General features: G+C 70.7%; 10 protein-coding genes. All 10 read left to right on the forward strand.

Features of this window, described 5'->3' with window-relative positions; translation table 11 throughout:
* The first annotated feature begins 95 nt into the window (after positions 1–95).
* The 10 genes from PKE79_RS16665 (at position 96) to PKE79_RS05865 (ending at position 16,701) form a co-directional block, all read left to right on the forward strand.
* On the forward strand, positions 96–5,093 hold the full coding sequence (locus PKE79_RS16665) for a rhamnogalacturonan lyase family protein (protein WP_309299966.1): 4,998 nt from the start codon (positions 96–98) through the stop codon (positions 5,091–5,093).
* Positions 5,094–5,254: 161 nt separating this feature from the next.
* Positions 5,255–7,021: an ABC transporter ATP-binding protein gene (locus tag PKE79_RS05825; protein WP_271172728.1), complete on the forward strand. Its 1,767-nt coding sequence runs from the start codon at positions 5,255–5,257 to the stop codon at positions 7,019–7,021.
* A 97-nt stretch (positions 7,022–7,118) separates the two neighbouring features.
* Entirely contained in the window at positions 7,119–8,243 is a 1,125-nt protein-coding gene (locus tag PKE79_RS05830) for a Gfo/Idh/MocA family protein (RefSeq protein ID WP_271172729.1), read from the forward strand.
* Entirely contained in the window at positions 8,240–9,166 is a 927-nt protein-coding gene (locus PKE79_RS05835) for a DUF6807 domain-containing protein (RefSeq protein ID WP_271172730.1), read from the forward strand. Before PKE79_RS05830 ends, PKE79_RS05835 begins: the two co-directional genes overlap by 4 nt.
* A 110-nt stretch (positions 9,167–9,276) precedes the next feature.
* On the forward strand, positions 9,277–10,554 hold the full coding sequence (locus tag PKE79_RS05840; RefSeq protein ID WP_271172731.1) for an ABC transporter substrate-binding protein: 1,278 nt from the start codon (positions 9,277–9,279) through the stop codon (positions 10,552–10,554).
* A gap of 170 nt (positions 10,555–10,724) precedes the next feature.
* Positions 10,725–12,029 (forward strand): ABC transporter substrate-binding protein, encoded by a 1,305-nt coding sequence (locus tag PKE79_RS05845; protein ID WP_271172732.1) that lies wholly within the window; start codon positions 10,725–10,727, stop codon positions 12,027–12,029.
* A gap of 54 nt (positions 12,030–12,083) precedes the next feature.
* The gene (locus PKE79_RS05850; protein WP_271172733.1) at positions 12,084–13,067 is read left to right on the forward strand and encodes a carbohydrate ABC transporter permease; all 984 of its coding nucleotides are present in this window, start codon (positions 12,084–12,086) and stop codon (positions 13,065–13,067) included.
* On the forward strand, positions 13,064–13,963 hold the full coding sequence (locus PKE79_RS05855; RefSeq protein ID WP_271172734.1) for a carbohydrate ABC transporter permease: 900 nt from the start codon (positions 13,064–13,066) through the stop codon (positions 13,961–13,963). The genes PKE79_RS05850 and PKE79_RS05855 overlap by 4 nt, the downstream gene beginning before the upstream one ends.
* A 2-nt stretch (positions 13,964–13,965) precedes the next feature.
* Positions 13,966–14,607, forward strand: a complete 642-nt coding sequence (locus PKE79_RS05860; RefSeq protein WP_271172735.1) for a DUF624 domain-containing protein — start codon at positions 13,966–13,968, stop codon at positions 14,605–14,607.
* A gap of 27 nt (positions 14,608–14,634) precedes the next feature.
* Positions 14,635–16,701 (forward strand): beta-galactosidase, encoded by a 2,067-nt coding sequence (locus PKE79_RS05865; protein ID WP_271172736.1) that lies wholly within the window; start codon positions 14,635–14,637, stop codon positions 16,699–16,701.
* Positions 16,702–16,802 lie beyond the last annotated feature (101 nt).

Genomic DNA, 16,802 nt, shown 5'->3' on the forward strand with positions numbered 1-16,802 from the left:
ACGGTCGCCGTCCCCGACGCTATGGTGCCCGGGAAGCGCTTTCCTGAAACGTTTCCGTGCGATGAAGCACGACGTCCCCCACGATCGGAGTTGATGTGAAGGGCAGAACCCTGCGCGCCGGCGAGCCCGCCGGCGAACCGACGGATGGCCGGGGGCCGCGCGCGCTGCGCGGCCTCGCGATCGCGACGGCGGCTGCCGTCGCCTTCGGATGCATCGGCGGCGCGAGCGCCGCGCACGCCGCGACGACACCGGCCGACACGGCGGCAGCCGGCCAGCCCGTGCGATTCGACTTCGGCCCCGGCGCCGTGGCCGACGGCTACACGCAGGTCACGGCGGGCTCGGCGTACTCCCCCGAGGCGGGCTTCGGCTTCGCCCCGGGCGCGACGGTGACCGAGACCGACCGCGGCGGCGACCCTCTGAAGGGCGACTTCGCGACGGTGAGCGGCTCGAGCTTCGTCGTCGATCTCGCGAACGTCGACTACACCGTCTCGATCGTCGCCGGCGACACCGGCGGCACGACCGAGATCGCGATCGCGAGCGAGCAGATCCAGAAGGTCCAGACGACCTCGAAGGCCGCGGGCGCCTTCCTCGAGATGAACTACGACATCGCCCTCGTCGACGGGCAGCTGTCGTTCGACTTCACGGGCGCGGCCGCCAACATCAACGCGATCGTCATCACGCCGCAGGCTCCGCGCGAGGCCGCGGCGACCCCCACCGCGTACCTCACCGGCGACTCCACCGTGCAGACGTACGACCCGTACTGGGAGCCGCAGGCCGGCTGGGGTCAGATGATCGACCAGTTCCTCACCGACGCCGTCGCCGTGGACAACCGCTCGATCGGAGGCCGCTCGTCGCGGTCGTTCGTGCAGCAGGGCCGCCTGGACGAGATCCTCCGCGTCGTGCGACCCGACGACTACGTCTTCGTGCAGTTCGGCCACAACGACGCGACCGCGTCCGTGCCCGAGCGGTACACGCCGCCGGACCAGTTCGACGACTACCTCCGCATCTACGTCGAGGGCACTCGCCAGCGCGGCGGCATCCCGGTGCTCGTGACCCCGGTGAACCGGCTCGACGTCGACAGCGAGACGGGGCTCTTCAACGAGAGCTTCCCCGAGTACGTCGCGGTCATGAAGGCCGTCGCCGCAGAGCTCGACGTCCCGCTGGTCGATCTCTCCGCCTCGAGCCGCGCCTACCTCGACGCGATCGGCGCCGAGGCCGCGAAGTCGGTCTTCCTCTACGCCGACCCCGGGGTGTACCCGAACCGCCCGAACGGCGTGCAGGACAACACGCACTTCCAGGAGTACGGCGCGATCCAGATGGCGCGCCTCGTCGCGCAGGGCGTGGCCGAGCTCGGCCTGCCCATCTCGGAGGCGGTCGAGGTCACCTCGCCCTCCGAGCTCCCCGCTGCGGTCACGGGTCTCGCCGTGGCCGGAACCTCGAGCACCTCGGTGTCGCTCGAATGGGACGAGACCGCGGGCGCCGACATCTACCGGATCTACCGCAGCGAGGCCGGAGCCGACGCGTTCACCCTCGCGGCGACATCCACCGTGCCGCAGAAGAGCATCGGCTCGCTCGCGGAGGGCGGCGCGTACGACTTCCGCGTGAGCGCCGTCAACGGACTCGGCGAGGGTCCGTCGAGCGACATCGTGACCGCGACCACCCGCGCCGCGGCGTACCGCTACGACTTCCAGCCGGCCGGCGCCCCCGTCGGCGCGGGCTACACGGAGGTCAACCGCTCCACGGTCTACTCGGCGGAGCGGGGCTACGGCATCGTCGACCCGACGGGGATGATCGACCGCGACCGCGGCGCATCGGCCGGCGACGACGTCGCGCGCGACTTCGTCGCGTACTTCAACGGCAGCTACGAGTTCGCCGTCGACGTGCCCAACGGCGAGTACTCGGCGAGCGTCACGGTCGGCGACCTGCTCGGCACCGTCCGCACGAACGTCGAGATCGAGGGCAGCGACGAGGGCGGCCTGTCGGTCAGCCGCGGCAGCACGACGAAGGCGATCGACGGCATCACGGTGAGCGACGGGCAGCTCAGCACCGTGATCTCGGGAGCGACCGGCCACCTCAACGGCCTCACGCTCACGCCCATCCTCGTCGCGCCCGCGGCCATCCGACTCGACGACCTCGCATTCGACGGGGCGTCCGCGACAGCCGCGCTGTCCTGGGATGCCGCGCCCGAGGCTGCGGCCTACCGGCTGTACCGGACGACCGACGACGGCATCGTCCTCGTCGGCGAGACGGAGGGCACCTCCTTCGTCGACGAGACGGCGCAGCCCGGCCAGACCGCGACCTACGCCGTCACCACCGTGACCGCGCGGGGCGACGAGTCGGTGCCCTCGGTCGGCGTCGAGGTCGAGGTCATCGACCCGGATGTCGCGGTCCCCGCGGCGCCCACGGGCCTCGCCTACGGCGACGTGCTCAAGAACTCCGTGGCGCTCTCGTGGGACGCGTCCGACGGCGCGCTGTTCTATCTCGTCAGCCGTCAGGACAAGAAGGGCGAGTGGCAGGTCATCGCGCGGGCGGATGAGCCCGCGTACGTCGACGAGGACGTCCTCACGACGATCGCGTACACCTACCGCGTGCAGGCCGTGAACGCGGGCGGGGCGTCCGAGCCCTCCGAGCCCGTCACCACGCCCGCGGTCACGACGCTCGATCGGGCCGCCGAGCGGCTCGATCGCGCCCCTGTGGCCGTCGCGCAGGAGCAGGGCGTCTACGTCGGATGGCGCCTGCTGGGCGACGACGCGCAGGATGCCGCGTTCCACGTCTACCGCGACGGCGAGAGGATCACCGAGGAGCCGATCGTCGACACGACGAACTACCTCGATGCGGCGGGCTCGGCCGACTCGACGTACCGCATCGCGATCGTCGAGGACGGAGTGTCGTTCTGGGCGACCGAGGAGTTCCGGCCGTGGAAGGACGGGCAGTCGCTCGACATCCCCCTGAACAAGCCGGCCGACGCGTACTCGAAGGACGGGCAGCCGTACTCCTACCGCGCCAACGACACGTCGGTCGCGGACCTGGACGGCGACGGCCAGCTCGAGTACGTCGTCAAGTGGGATCCGACGAACTCGCAGGACAACTCGAAGGCCGGCTACACGGGCAACGTCTACCTCGACGCGTACGAGCTCGACGGCACGCAGCTGTGGCGCATCGACCTCGGCATCAACATCCGAGCGGGAGCGCACTACTCGCAGCCGATGGTCTACGACCTGAACTCCGACGGCCGCGCGGAGGTGGTCGTGAAGACCGCCGACGGCACCGAGGACGGCCAGGGCACCGTGATCGGCGACGGCAGCAAGGACTGGCGCAACTCGTCGGGCTACATCCTCACCGGACCCGAGTACCTCACGGTGTTCGAGGGCACGACGGGCCGCGCGATCGACACGATCGACTACGTGCCCGGCCGCGGCGACGTCGCGTCGTGGGGCGACAGCTACGGCAACCGCGTCGATCGCTTCCTCGCGACCGTGGCGTACCTCGACGGCGAGCACCCGAGCGTCGTGTTCTCGCGCGGCTACTACACGCGCGCGGTGATCGCCGCGTTCGACTTCGACGGCGAGAGCCTCAGCCAGCGCTGGGTGTTCGACTCCTCGACGAAGGGCAACGGCGACTACGCGGGTCAGGGCAACCACGCCATGATCTCCGCCGACGTCGACGCCGACGGGAAGGACGAGATCGTCTTCGGATCGGCGACGATCGACGACGACGGAACGGGCCTGTACTCCACGGGTCTCGGCCACGGCGATGCCGAGCACGTGAGCGACTTCGACCCGGCTCGCCCGGGCCTCGAGGTCTACGCCGTGCACGAGGACATGGGCCGGTCCGGCAGCATGGGCGCGACCTACCGCGACGCGGCGACCGGCGAGGTGCTGTGGTCGGTCCCCGCGACGAAGGACACCGGCCGCGGCGCGATGGCCGACATCGATCCGCGCTACGACGGCGCCGAGGGCTGGAACATCGGCGGCACGGTGGCGTGGGACTCCCGGGTGGGCACCCTGCGCAACGTGTCGGGCGAGGAGATCTCCACGGCCATCCCCGCCGCCAACTTCGTCGCCCAGTGGGACGGCGACCTCCTCAGCGAGATCGTCGACCACGCGTTCGACACGACGACGCGCCTGGGCTCGCCCGTCGTGTCGAAGTGGGACTACGAGAACGGCGTCGAGGTGCCGATCTTCGAGCCGGAGGGCGTCCTGACGAACAACGACACGAAGGGCAACCCCGCTCTCCAGGCCGACCTGTTCGGCGACTGGCGCGAGGAGCTCGTGTACCGCACGACCGACTCGACGGCGCTGCGCATCTTCACGACGACGGACGTCACGGAGCACCGCCTCCGCACCCTGATGTCGGACGCGCAGTACCGCCTCGCCGTCGCGTGGCAGCTCACCGGATACAACCAGCCGCCGCACACGAGCTACTACCTCGGCGAGGGCATGGAGACGCCGGCCGCTCCCCGCCTGGCCTACACGACCGACGCCGCAGCGGCCGAGGTCGTGCCCGGGCCGGCGACGGCGGCGCCCGCCAAGGGCGTGCTCTCGACGACGAGCGGATGGGCCCACGGCCTGAAGAACGGCGACTACACCGTCACGATGAACCTGTGGCACGGCCAGAACGCGCACACCATCCGCCTGTTCGAGAACGGCGAGCTCCTCACGGAGGCGCACCTCGCCGACCGCACTCCCGACGCGCAGGAGTTCTCGTTCGACGTGACGGGCCGCGTGAACGGCACGTACGAGTACACGTGCGAGCTCGTGAACCAGCACGGCACGACCCCGTGCAAGCCGGTCACCGTGAAGGTCGTCGACGCGAACCCCGGCACGGCCGTGCTCTCGCACGACAACCACGACCGCGACGGCGACTACACCGTCACGGCCAACCTCTGGTGGGGCACGAACGCGACGTCGTACCGCCTGTACGAGGACGGGCAGCTCGTCGACGAGCAGGAGCTCACGGCGGCGACGCCGGAGGCCCAGACCGCGTCGACGCACCTGACCGGCCGAGCCGCGGGCGAGCACGTGTACCGCGCCGTGCTCGCGAACGCCGCGGGCGAGACCGAGACGAAGGAGATCCGGGTGACCGTGAAGTGACCCGGCGCCCGATCGCCGCGAAATGCGGCGATCGGGCGTTCCTTCGACGCGTTCCGGGGCAGGGCTCGACGAGCCCTGCCCCGTTTCGCGTCGATCCGGAGGCGGGTCGCCGCGAAACGCGGCGAGGCCGGATGGCCCACGACGGCCGTAGCATGGCTGACGTGACCGAGAAATCGCTTCCCCGGCCCGTCCGCATCGACGGATCGCACCCCGCCCGCTCGGTCGTCCGACTGCTGCTGCGGCGGAAGGGGCGGATGGCCGTGGCCGTCGGCGCGTTCGCGCTCAAGGAGATCCCCCTGTGGGCGCTCCCGGTCGTCACGGCCGCCATCGTCGACATCGTCGCGTCGGACGGCGAGGTCATCCACGTGCTCGGCTGGTTCGCGGTCGCGGCGCTCCTGCTGCTGCAGAACTACCCGAACCACATCGTGTACACGCGGATGTTCATGACGGTCGTGCGCGACACCGGGGCCGAGCTGCGCAACGCGCTCGCGCAGCGGCTGCAGAACCTGTCGATCGGCTTCCACACGCGCCAGAGCGCGTCGGTCGTGCAGACCAAGGTCGTCCGCGACGTCGAGAACATCGAGGTCATGCTGCAGCAGGTCATACACCCGCTGCTATCGGCCGCGATGGTCCTCCTCGGCGCCGTGACGATGACCGCGTTCGTCGTGCCGCAGTTCCTGCCGATCTACCTCCTCGCCGTTCCGCTCGCCGTGCTCATCCGCTGGGGCACCTCCCGCCGCTCGCGCGCGAGCAACGAGCGCTTCCGGCGCGAGGTCGAGGGCTTCTCGGCGCGCGTCGGCGAGATGGCCTCGCTCATCCCGATCACCCGCGCGCACGGGCTCGAGCAGACGGCCGTCACGCGCGTGGCCGCAGGCGCCGACGAGGTGCGGCGCGCGGGCTTCGTGCTCGACCTGCTCAACGGGCGCATCGCGTCGATGTCGTGGGTGGCGATGCAGCTGCTCGGCGCCTCGTGCCTCGTCCTCGCCGCGGTGTTCGCGCTGACGGGCATCGTGCCGATCACGCCGGGCGAGGTCGTCATGCTGTCGTCGTACTTCGCGCTCCTCACGCAGGGGATGACGCAGCTCCTGCTCCTCCTCCCCGTCGCCGCGCGCGGGATGGAGTCGGTGCGCTCGATCGCCGAGGTGCTCGAGGAGCCCGACATCGAGGTCAACGAGGGCCGGCGACGTGTCGACGCCGTCGTCGGCGCGATCGCGCTCGAGAACGTGACGCACCGCTATCCGGACGCCGACGTCGACGCGATCCACGAGGTCTCGCTCGCCATCCGCCCCGGCGAGACCGTCGCCTTCGTGGGGTCGTCAGGCTCGGGCAAGTCGACCATGCTCAACCTCGTGCTCGGCTTCGTGCGTCCCACGGGCGGTCGCATCCTGCTCGACGGGGCCGACACGCGCGAGCTCGACCTGCGGACCGTCCGCCGTCACGTGTCGGTCGTGCCGCAGGAGTCCGTGCTGTTCGAGGGCACCATCCGGGACAACGTCGCGTACGGGCTGGAGCACGCCGACGACGAGCGCATCCGCGCGGCCCTGCGCGACGCGAACGCGCTCGACTTCGTCGACGCGCTGCCCGACGGATGGCACACGATCGTCGGCGAGCGCGGCGCGCGCCTGTCGGGCGGGCAGCGCCAGCGGATCGCGATCGCCCGCGCGCTCGTGCGCGACCCGCGCATCCTCCTGCTCGACGAGGCCACGAGCGCCCTCGACCCCGAGTCGGAGCGACTCGTCAAGGAGGCATTCGATCGCCTCATGTCGGGGCGGACGACGCTCGTCGTCGCGCACCGGCTGTCGACGGTCCGCAGCGCCGACCGCATCGTCGTCCTCGAGCAAGGCAGGATCGTCGAGCAGGGCGCGCACGATGAGCTCCTCGCGCGCGACGGCCGCTACGCTCGGCTCCACCTGACCCAGGCGCTCTGACCCGCGAGCGGCGCCTCGGCTCGCTCGCGCGGCCGAATCGCGATACCCTGTCGGCAAGCGCTTTCCCACCGGGCGCCCTATGCGAAGGAGCAGCACCATGGCCATCCGCGTCGCCGTCATCGGAACGGGAGCGATCTCCCGTGTGCAGCACCTGCCGAGCCTGCGCGCGCTCGGCGATCGCGTCGAGGTCGTCGCGGTCGCCGATCTGAGCGCCGAGTCCGCGGCGTCGGCCGCGGCCGAGTTCGGCGTCGCGAGCTGGTACACCGACGTCGCCGAGCTGCTCGAGCGCGAGCGCCCCGACCTCGTCACGCTCGCGACGCCGCCGATCGCCCACAAGGAGGCCGCAATCGCCGCTCTCGACGCCGGCGCGTGGGTCCTGTCGGAGAAGCCGCCGACCCTCTCGCTCGCCGACTACGACGAGATCATGGCGCACGAGGGCGAGAACGGCCCCTACGCCGCCTACATCTTCCAGCACCGGTTCGGCTCGGCGGCCGAGCGACTCCGCACGCTCATCGCCGAGGGATCGCTCGGCCGGCCGCTCGTCGCGAAGTGCGACACGCTCTGGTACCGCGATCCGTCGTACTTCGCCGTGCCGTGGCGCGCGAAGTGGGCGACCGAGGGCGGCGGCCCGACCATGGGCCACGGCATCCACCAGATGGACATGCTCCTGTCGCTCCTGGGCGAATGGACCGACGTCACGGCCGTCATGTCGACGCTCGCGCGCGAGACCGAGACCGAGGACGTCTCTTTCGCCGTCGTGCGCTTCGCGTCGGGCGCCCTCTGCTCGATCACGAACAGCCTCCTGTCGCCGCGCGAGACGAGCCAGGTGCGCATCGACTTCGAGCACGCGACCGTCGAGGTCGAGCATCTCTACGGCTACGGCAACGCGCACTGGACGTGGACGCCCGCGCCGCACGTCGCCCCCGAGACGGCGGCGGCCTGGGCGCCGACGGACGATGTGCCGAGCTCGACCCACGTGCCGCAGTTCACGCAGTTCGTCGACAGCATGGAGCGCGGCGAGCGGCCCCGCGTGAGCGGCGCGGACGGTCGGCGCGTGATGGAGCTCGCGGCGGGCATGTACAAGTCCGCCCTGACCGGGCGGGCGGTCGCGCGCGACGAGCTCTCCCCCGCCGACCCGTTCTACGCGTCGATGCCCGGCGGCGATCCCGTCGGGGCGACCGCGCGGATCCATGCCGGCACCATCCGATCGGCGCGCGCATGACCGGCTTCGCCCTGCACGAGGAGGAGGCCTCGGTCGTCGTCCGCGCGGGCGGGAGGGAGGTCGCACGATACGTCTTCGCCGAGGACGCCCCGGCATTCGAGGGCCCGAAGCCCTACCTCCATCCGATCCGGGCCCTCTCGGGGGCGCCGCTCACGGGCTTCCGCCCCTGGGACCACCGCTGGCACAAGGGCCTGCAGATGACCCTCACCGACGTCTCGGGCCAGAACTTCTGGGGCGGCAACACCTACGTGCACGGGCGCGGCTACATCCCGCTCGACAACGTGGGGCGCATCCGCCACGACCGCTTCCGGGCGCTCTCGGATGGCCCGGCCGCGGTCATCCGCGAGGACCTCACGTGGATCACGGCTTCGGGCGACGCGTGGCTGAGCGAGGCGCGCGAGCACCGGTTCCACACCCTCGACCCCTCGCGTGGGCTCTGGGCGCTCGACATCGCGTCGACGCTGCGGAACACGAGCCAGCGCGAGCTCGTGCTCGGGAGCCCGACGACGAACGGCCGCGAGAACGCGGGCTACTCTGGCCTGTTCCTGCGCCTGACGCGCTCCTTCACGGGCGGCACGGTCGTCGCACCCGACGTCAGCGGCGTCGCCGCCGCCCGTGCGGGCGCCGAGGCCGATGAGCTGATGGGATCGGAGGCGCCGTGGCTGGCGTTCTCGGGCCTGCACGACGAGATCGACGGGGGCGGGACCGTGCTCGCGTTCGCCGGGCGCTCGAGCGGCTCGCCGGCCATCCGCTGGTTCGTGCGCGCGGAGCCGTTCCCCGTGCTCGCGCCGTCGCCGACCTTCGCCGAGACCGTGGTGCTCGCGCCGGGTGAGGAGCTCGCGCTCGCGCACCGTCTCGCGTTCCTCGACCGCGTCTGGGAGCCCGACGAGATCGCGGCGCTCGCCCGTGAGCTCGCACCGTGACATCCGGCTTGTAAAACGTTTCTGACTGCACTAGCGTGCCCGAAGGGAAGCGCTTTCCAACGTGGGAAGCGCGCCCTTCACACAGCGAAGAAGCAGACAGGAGAGCAGCGATGAAGCGACGGCTCATCCGCGTGGCCGCGGTCACGGCGGCGATCGGATCCCTCACCCTGGCGGGATGCGCGAGCTCGGGCTCCGGCTCGACCGAGTACGACCCGGACGAGAAGGTCGAGCTGACCTTCACGTGGTGGGGCAACGACGACCGCGCGCAGCGGTACGAGAAGCTCATCGAGGCATTCAACGAGGAGCACCCGAACATCACCGTCAACGGGTCGTTCACCGACTTCCCGTCGTACTGGGAGAAGCGCCAGACCGAGGCCGCCGGCGGCGGCCTCCCCGACGTGTGGCAGTTCTCCGACACGTACCTGCGTCAGTACGCGCAGAACGGCATGCTCGCCGACCTCAGCGAGTACGCGGAGTACGTGGACACCTCGGCGATCGACGAGGGCCTGCTCGCGACCGGCCAGCTCGACGGCGCGCAGTACTCGCTCCCGCTCGGCTACAGCACGTGGGCCGTCTTCCTCAACGACGACATCCTCGCCGAGCACGGGATCGAGCCCTACCCGGGCGGCACGAGCTTCGAGGACTACTCGGCATGGATGGCCGAGGTCACCGAGGCGACCGGCGGCGCGGTGTACGGCGGCACGGACTACACGCAGCGCATCCAGAACTTCGAGAATGTGCTGCGCGCGCAGGGCGGCAATCTCTTCACCGAGGACGGCGAGCTCGGGTTCGACGAGGACGACCTCCGCGCCTTCTGGGAGAGCGGCGCCGCCGACCGCGACGGCGTCGTCGTGCCCCAGCAGAAGCTCGAGGAGCTGAGCCCGGTCTCGGGCTTCGGGGCGAACGTCACGGCGAGCGAGGCGAGCTGGAGCAACTTCGTCGCGGCCTATCTCGCGGACTCCGGCGCATCGAGCATCTCGATGGTCGCGCCGCCCACCGCCGAGGAGGGCGCACAGGACCTCTATCGGCAGGCCGGGCTGCAGATGGCCGTGTCGGCGAAGAGCGAGCACCCCGAGGCCGCCGCGATCTTCCTCGACTTCGTCGTGAACAGCCCCGAGGCCGGCGAGATCTTCGGCACGTCGCTCGGCTTCCCCGCGTCGGAGACGAAGCTCGAGGGCGCGACCCTCGAGGGCCCCGACAAGCAGGTGGCGGACTTCCTCGCGTCGGTCGAGGAGCGCATCGGCGACGCTCCGCCCGCGCCCGTCGTGGGCTACGGCTCGCTCGAGCAGAAGTTCTGGGATCTCGGCAAGGAGCTCGGCCTCGGCACCGTCTCGGTGGACGACGCCGTGTCGCAGTTCTTCTCCGAGGCGAAGGTCATCCTCGGCTGATCCGCCCGCTCCTTCCCGCCCTTTGTCACGGTACGGCCACGACACGGGGCGGGAAGGGGCCTCCCCCTTGTGAAACGTTTTTACGCGCGCTAGAGTCTCGGGCAAGCGCTTTCCACCCCATGGCGCCCGCCCGCTCCGGGCATGGACGATGTCGTTCTGAGAGGACAAAGATGTTCCCCACCAAGAGGCTGGCCGCGACGGCGGCCCTCGTCGCGATCGGCGGCCTGACACTCGCCGGCTGCTCCGGCGGCTCCCCCGAGGCCGTCGAGACCGTCGACCCCAACGAGGAGGTCACCCTGACCTTCGCGTTCTGGGGCAACGACGTCCGCGCGGCGCTCTACGAGGAGGCGTTCGCCGCCTTCAACGAGGAATACCCCAACATCACCATCCAGAGCTCGTTCCTCGACTTCCCCGCCTTCTGGGAGAAGCGGCAGACCGAGGCGGCCGGCGGCGGCCTGCCCGACGTCATGCAGTTCGACTACTCGTACCTGCGCCAGTACTCCGAGAACGGCCTGCTGCTCGACCTCACGCCGTACGTCGGCGACATCATCGACGACTCCGCGCTCTCGGAGGAGATCCTCGCGATCGGCCAGGTCGGCGACGGCAACTACGGCATCACGACCTCGACGAACGCGTGGGCGATGTTCCTCAACCCGACCCTCCTCGAGGAGATCGGCGTCGAGGGCTTCGCCGGCGGCACCTGGGAGGACTACAACGCGTGGATGGCCGAGGTCACCGACGCCGCGGAGGCCAAGGGCATCGAGGCGTGGGGCGGCGGCGACTGGACCGGCCGCATCCAGAACTTCGAGCTGCAGATGCGTGCACAGGGCGAGGACCTCTTCACGGAGGATGGCGAGGCGAACTTCACCGAGGACGACCTGCGCGCGTTCTGGGAGCAGGGCTCGGAGATCCGCGAGGACGGCACGACCATCGAGCAGCAGCGCGTCGAGGAGCTGACCCCGCTCGGCGGCTTCGACTCCGCGCTCACGACGAGCGAGCTCGTCTGGGACAACTTCGGCGCGGGCTACCTCGCCAACCTCGGCGAGGGGTACTCGACGCTCGACCTCGTCGCCCCGCCGGTGACCGAGGAGGGCGCGAAGGACCTGTACCTCAAGCCGTCGATGCTGCACGCGATCTCGGCGAACACGGACCACCCCGAGGCGGCCGCGACGCTCGTCGACTTCCTCGTGAACAGCCCGGAGTCGGGTGAGATCTTCGGCACGAACCGCGGCCTGCCCGCCTCGCAGACGGCGCTCGAGGCCGCCGAGCTCGACGAGTTCAGCCAGAAGGTCGCCGACTACGAGGCGTCGATCGCCGACCGCCTCGGCGACGCCCCGCCCGTGCCGATCGTCGGCTACGGCACCCTCGAGGAGAAGTTCCGCCAGCTCGGCACGGAGCTGAACTTCGGCACCGTCACGGTCGACGAGGCCGTGGACCAGTTCTTCTCCGAGATGGACGTCGTCCTCAACCAGTAACCCCGTGGCGGCCCGGACGCACGCGTCCGGGCCGCCCCACCCGATCGGGAGATCATGACCACCACCCTGACGAGAACGGTCGTCACCGCCGACAGCGGCGGGCGGCGATCGCGTGCGGGGGCTCCGCCGCTGCGGCCGGGCCTCAAGAAGAAGAGCCTGCGCGAGACGCTGGCCGGCTACGCCTTCCTGGCGCCCTGGCTCGTGGGCTTCCTCGGGCTCACCCTGGGCCCGATGGTCTACTCGCTGTACCTGTCGTTCACGTCGTACAACCTCTTCACCGACCCGAAGTGGATCGGCCTCGAGAACTACGTGCGCATGTTCACGGACGACCCGCAGTTCGTGCAGTCCGCGACGATCACGCTCGTGTACGTGCTGGTCGGCACGCCGATCAAGCTCGCCGCGGCGCTCGGCATCGCCCTGCTGCTGAACTACCGCGACCGCGGCGCGGCGTTCTTCCGCTCGTCGTTCTACGCCCCCTCGCTCATCGGCGCCTCCGTCTCGGTCGCGATCGTGTGGCGCGCGATGTTCAACACCGACGGCCCCGTCGACTCGACCCTCTCGATCTTCGGGATCGACCTGGGCGGCTGGGTCGGCAACGTCGACCTCGTCGTGCCGATGATGATCCTCCTCGCCGTGTGGCAGTTCGGCGGCACCATGGTGATCTTCCTCGCGGGCCTCAAGCAGGTTCCGAAGGAGCTCTACGAGGCCGCCGAGATGGACGGCGCGGGGGCGCTGCGCCGCTTCAGGGCCGTCACCGTCCCGATGCTCTCGCCCGTCATCTTCTTCAACCTGCTGCTCGAGCTCATCGGAGCGTTCCAGGTGTTCGCATCGGCGTACATCATCTCCAACGGCACCGGCGGCCCCGCCGGGATGACGAACTACATCACGATCTACCTCTACAAGCGCGGCTTCACCGACGGCCAGTTCGGGTACGCCTCGGCCATCGCGTGGATCGTCATGCTCGTCGTCGCCGTCATCGCCGTGATCCTGTTCCGCACCCAGAAGTCCTGGGTCCACTACGCCGGAGAAGACCGATGACCTCCACCGTCTCCACGCACCTGGTCACCACCGGGCGCCCCGCGCCCCGCAAGCGCGTCACGCGCCGCGGCTGGCAGACGATCATCTGGTTCGTCGTGCTGCTGGCGATCACCCTCGTCGTCATCTACCCGCTCATCTGGCTGGTCGCGTCGACCTTCAAGCCCAACAGCGAGTTCGGCCAGAACCCCGGCCTCATCCCGTGGGCGCCCACGCTCGACAACTACGTCAAGGTCGGCGAGGGCATCGCCGGCATCCCGCTGTGGCGGTTCTTCGCGAACTCGCTCATCCTCGCGGTGTCGGCGGTGATCGGCACGGTCCTGTCCTCCGCCCTCGCGGCCTACGCGTTCGCGCGCGTGAAGTTCAAGGGCCTCGGGATCCTCTTCTCGGCCATGATCGGCACGCTCCTGCTGCCGTTCCACGTCGTGATCATCCCGCAGTACATCTGGTTCCAGAAGCTCGAGCTCGTCGACACCTTCGTGCCGCTCATCCTGCCGAAGTTCCTCGCGACCGAGGCGTTCTTCGTGTTCCTCATCGTGCAGTTCATCCGGCAGATCCCGCGCGACATGGACGAGGCGGCGCGCATCGACGGCGCAGGACACGGGCGCATCTTCTGGTCGGTCATCCTGCCGCTCATCAAGCCCGCTCTCGTCACCTGCGCGATCTTCACCTTCATCTGGACGTGGAACGACTTCATGGGGCCGCTGCTCTACCTCAACAGCCCCGAGAACTATCCGCTCCCGATCGCCCTGCGCCTCTACAACGACCAGACGTCCGCGTCGGACTACGGCGCGACCGTCACGGCCAGCCTCGTCGCGCTCGTGCCGGTGATGCTCTTCTTCATCGTGTTCCAGCGCTTCCTCATCGACGGCGTCGCGACCCAGGGCCTGAAGGGCTGACCATGAGCAGAGGCGAGCGCGCCGCCCGCCGCGCGGCGGCATCGGGCTCGGGCCCGACGCACGACGAGCCCGGGCGCAATCCGGGCGCGGCAGGCGCGCTCGCCCTGTTCGGCGAGGTGCTCCTCACGGGCGTGCTCGTGACCGTCTGCGGGCTCCTCGTCGTCACCCTGCCCGCCGCGCTCGCGGCGGGCATCCGCCACCTGCGCCGGTACGCGCGCGCCGAGGGATCCTCGATGCGCGCGTTCTGGGGCGACGTCCGCGCGGCGCTGCCCGGCGGGATCGTCGTCGGCCTCGCGTGCGCGCTGATCGCGGGCGTGCTCGCGATCGACATCCTGCTCGCCTCGTCCGGGCTGCTGCCCGGCGGCGAGCTGATCGCCGGATTCGGCTGGCTGCTCGCAGCCGCCGTCGCGGGGGTCCTGCTCACCGCGTCGGCGGCGTGGTCGCCCGAGAGCGGATGGCTCCGCGCCATCCGCTCGCTGCCGTCCGCGATCGGCCGGGACATCCCCGGATTCCTGTACCTCGTCGTCGCGGCCGCATTCGTGGGCCTCGCGACCTGGATGCTCCCTCCCCTGCTCATCCCCGCGCTCGGGTGCGCGGCCCTCGCGGCCGTCGCCGTCCCCGAGCGCCCCCGCCGTCGGCGCTGACGCCGACGTACTCCGGATTCGAGGACCATGCTCTACGGCGCCGACTACAACCCCGACCAGTGGCCGGAGCACGTCTGGGACGACGACGTGCTGCGCATGCAGGAGGCCGGGGTGACCACCGTGAGCCTCGGGATCTTCGCGTGGTCGCGCATCCAGCCCGCGCCCGACGTGTGGGACTTCGCGTGGCTCGACACCGTGATCGGCAAGCTGCACGCGGGCGGGATCGGGGTGAACCTCGCCACCGCGACCGCCTCGCCGCCGCCGTGGGCCACGGTCGCGCACCCCGACATCCTCGCCGCAGACGAGAACGGCGCGCCGTACTGGCACGGCTCGCGGCAGCACCACTCCCCCGCCTCGCCGACCTACCGGCGGCTCGCCGCCGAGCTCGTCCGCCGCCTCGCCGAGCGCTACGCGCAGCACCCCGCCGTCGTCATGTGGCACGTGGGCAACGAATCGGGCTGCCACCTTCCGGTGGAGTACTCGGACGCCGCGCGCGACGCATTCCGCGGCTGGCTGCGCGCGCGCTACGAGACGATCGCCGCCCTCAACGCCGCGTGGGGCACCGACTTCTGGGCCCAGCGATACGGCGCGTGGGAGGAGGTGTTCCCGCCGCGCAGGGCCCCGTACAGCCGGAACCCGTCCCAGGTGCTCGACTACCACCGCTTCATGTCGGACATGTGGCTGGAGTGCTACCTCGCCGAGCGGGACATCATCCGGGCCGCCGGCGCGACGCAGCCGATCTCGACGAACATGATGGGCCCGTTCAAGCCCGCCGACTACACGACGTGGGCGCCGCACATCGACGTCATCACCGACGACTGCTACCCGGACCCGCTCGATCCGCATCGCGTGCGCAACACGGCCTTCCAGCGCGACCTCGTCCGCTCGCTCAAGCGCGGGCGTCCGTGGCTGCTCATGGAGCAGGCGGCCGACGCGGTGAACTGGCGCCCGGCGAACCCGTCCAAGCGCGACGGGCAGCTCGCCGCCGAGACCGCGCAGTCGGTCGGCCGCGGGGCCGACGGCATCTTCTTCTTCCAGTGGCGGCAGTCGCGGGCGGGCTCCGAGAAGTTCCACTCGGCGATGCTCCCGCACGCGGGCACGCGCACGCGCACCTGGCGGGAGGTCACCGCGCTCGGGGCGACCCTCGCGGCCCTCCCCGAGCTGCCCGCTCCGGGCGACGACGCCCCGGTCGCCCTCGTCTTCGACTGGGAGAACTGGTGGGCGGTCGAGGCGGCCGACCACCCGAACCGCATCGACTACCTCGCGCTGCTGCGCGAGTGGTACGGCGCGCTCCACCGCCGCGGCATCATGGTCGACATCGTGAAGCCCGAGCACGTCGACGGGCGGTATCGCCTCGCGATCGCGCCGTTCCTCTATCTGCTGCGCGACGAGGGCGCCGCGGCGCTCGAGGGCTTCGCGGCCGCGGGCGGGGTGCTCCTGACCGGGCCGTTCAGCGACATCGTCGACGCGAACGACCGCTTCCGCGACGGCGGGTTCCTCACGCAGCTCGGCCCCGTGCTCGGCGTCGCGCTCGAGGACTTCCGCCCGCTCGTGCCGCCCGCACTCGATCACATCGCCGAGCGCGCCGGTGAGGAGGGCTCGCACGACTCGGGGGCGGAGACCTGGGTCGCCGAGGATGTCCGCGAGGCGCGCTTCGCGCTCGGCGACGGTCGCGAGGCGGTCGGGACGTTCTTCGCGGAGGCGCTCTTCGCCGACGACGCCGCGATCGTCGCCTCGTTCACGACGGGTCCCTCGCGCGGGCGTCCTGCGCTGACCCGCCGCGCACACGGCGAGGGATCGGCCTGGTATCTCGCGACCATGCCCGACGACGCCGGGCTCGACCTCGTCCTGGGGGTCGTCATCGAGGAGGCAGCGGTCGAGCCGGTCCTCGGCGACGCCCCGCCCGCCGGCGTCGAAGTCGCGCGCCGCGGCGACCTCGTCACGCTCATCAACCACGGCGAGACCGACGTCGTCGTGGATGTCGCCGGCACCGACATCCGCTCGGGCGCGGCGATCTCATCCGTGGCTCTCGGTCCGCAGGAGTCGGCGTTCCTCCTCGCTCCCGCGCGCGTGCTCACGACCGCCGCTCCCTGATTCCCACCGGGTGGGAAAACGCCATCCGGAGGGGTTGCACTGAGGAGATCCGGTGTGCCACACTCGTGGAAAGCGTTTACCCAACGAGGGGCAGCCCTCGA

This window comes from Microbacterium barkeri, assembly GCF_027921765.1.
Taxonomy (GTDB): domain Bacteria; phylum Actinomycetota; class Actinomycetes; order Actinomycetales; family Microbacteriaceae; genus Microbacterium; species Microbacterium barkeri.

Bases quoted from the DNA above. Each gene is read 5' to 3' on its own strand.
- PKE79_RS05830 (WP_271172729.1), top strand. From the start codon at position 7,119: ATGGCCATCCGCGTCGCCGTCATCGGAACGGGAGCGATCTCCCGTGTG.
- PKE79_RS05835 (WP_271172730.1), top strand. From the start codon at position 8,240: ATGACCGGCTTCGCCCTGCACGAGGAGGAGGCCTCGGTCGTCGTCCGC.
- PKE79_RS05840 (WP_271172731.1), top strand. From the start codon at position 9,277: ATGAAGCGACGGCTCATCCGCGTGGCCGCGGTCACGGCGGCGATCGGA.
- PKE79_RS05845 (WP_271172732.1), top strand. From the start codon at position 10,725: ATGTTCCCCACCAAGAGGCTGGCCGCGACGGCGGCCCTCGTCGCGATC.
- PKE79_RS05850 (WP_271172733.1), top strand. From the start codon at position 12,084: ATGACCACCACCCTGACGAGAACGGTCGTCACCGCCGACAGCGGCGGG.
- PKE79_RS05855 (WP_271172734.1), top strand. From the start codon at position 13,064: ATGACCTCCACCGTCTCCACGCACCTGGTCACCACCGGGCGCCCCGCG.
- PKE79_RS05860 (WP_271172735.1), top strand. From the start codon at position 13,966: ATGAGCAGAGGCGAGCGCGCCGCCCGCCGCGCGGCGGCATCGGGCTCG.
- PKE79_RS05865 (WP_271172736.1), top strand. From the start codon at position 14,635: ATGCTCTACGGCGCCGACTACAACCCCGACCAGTGGCCGGAGCACGTC.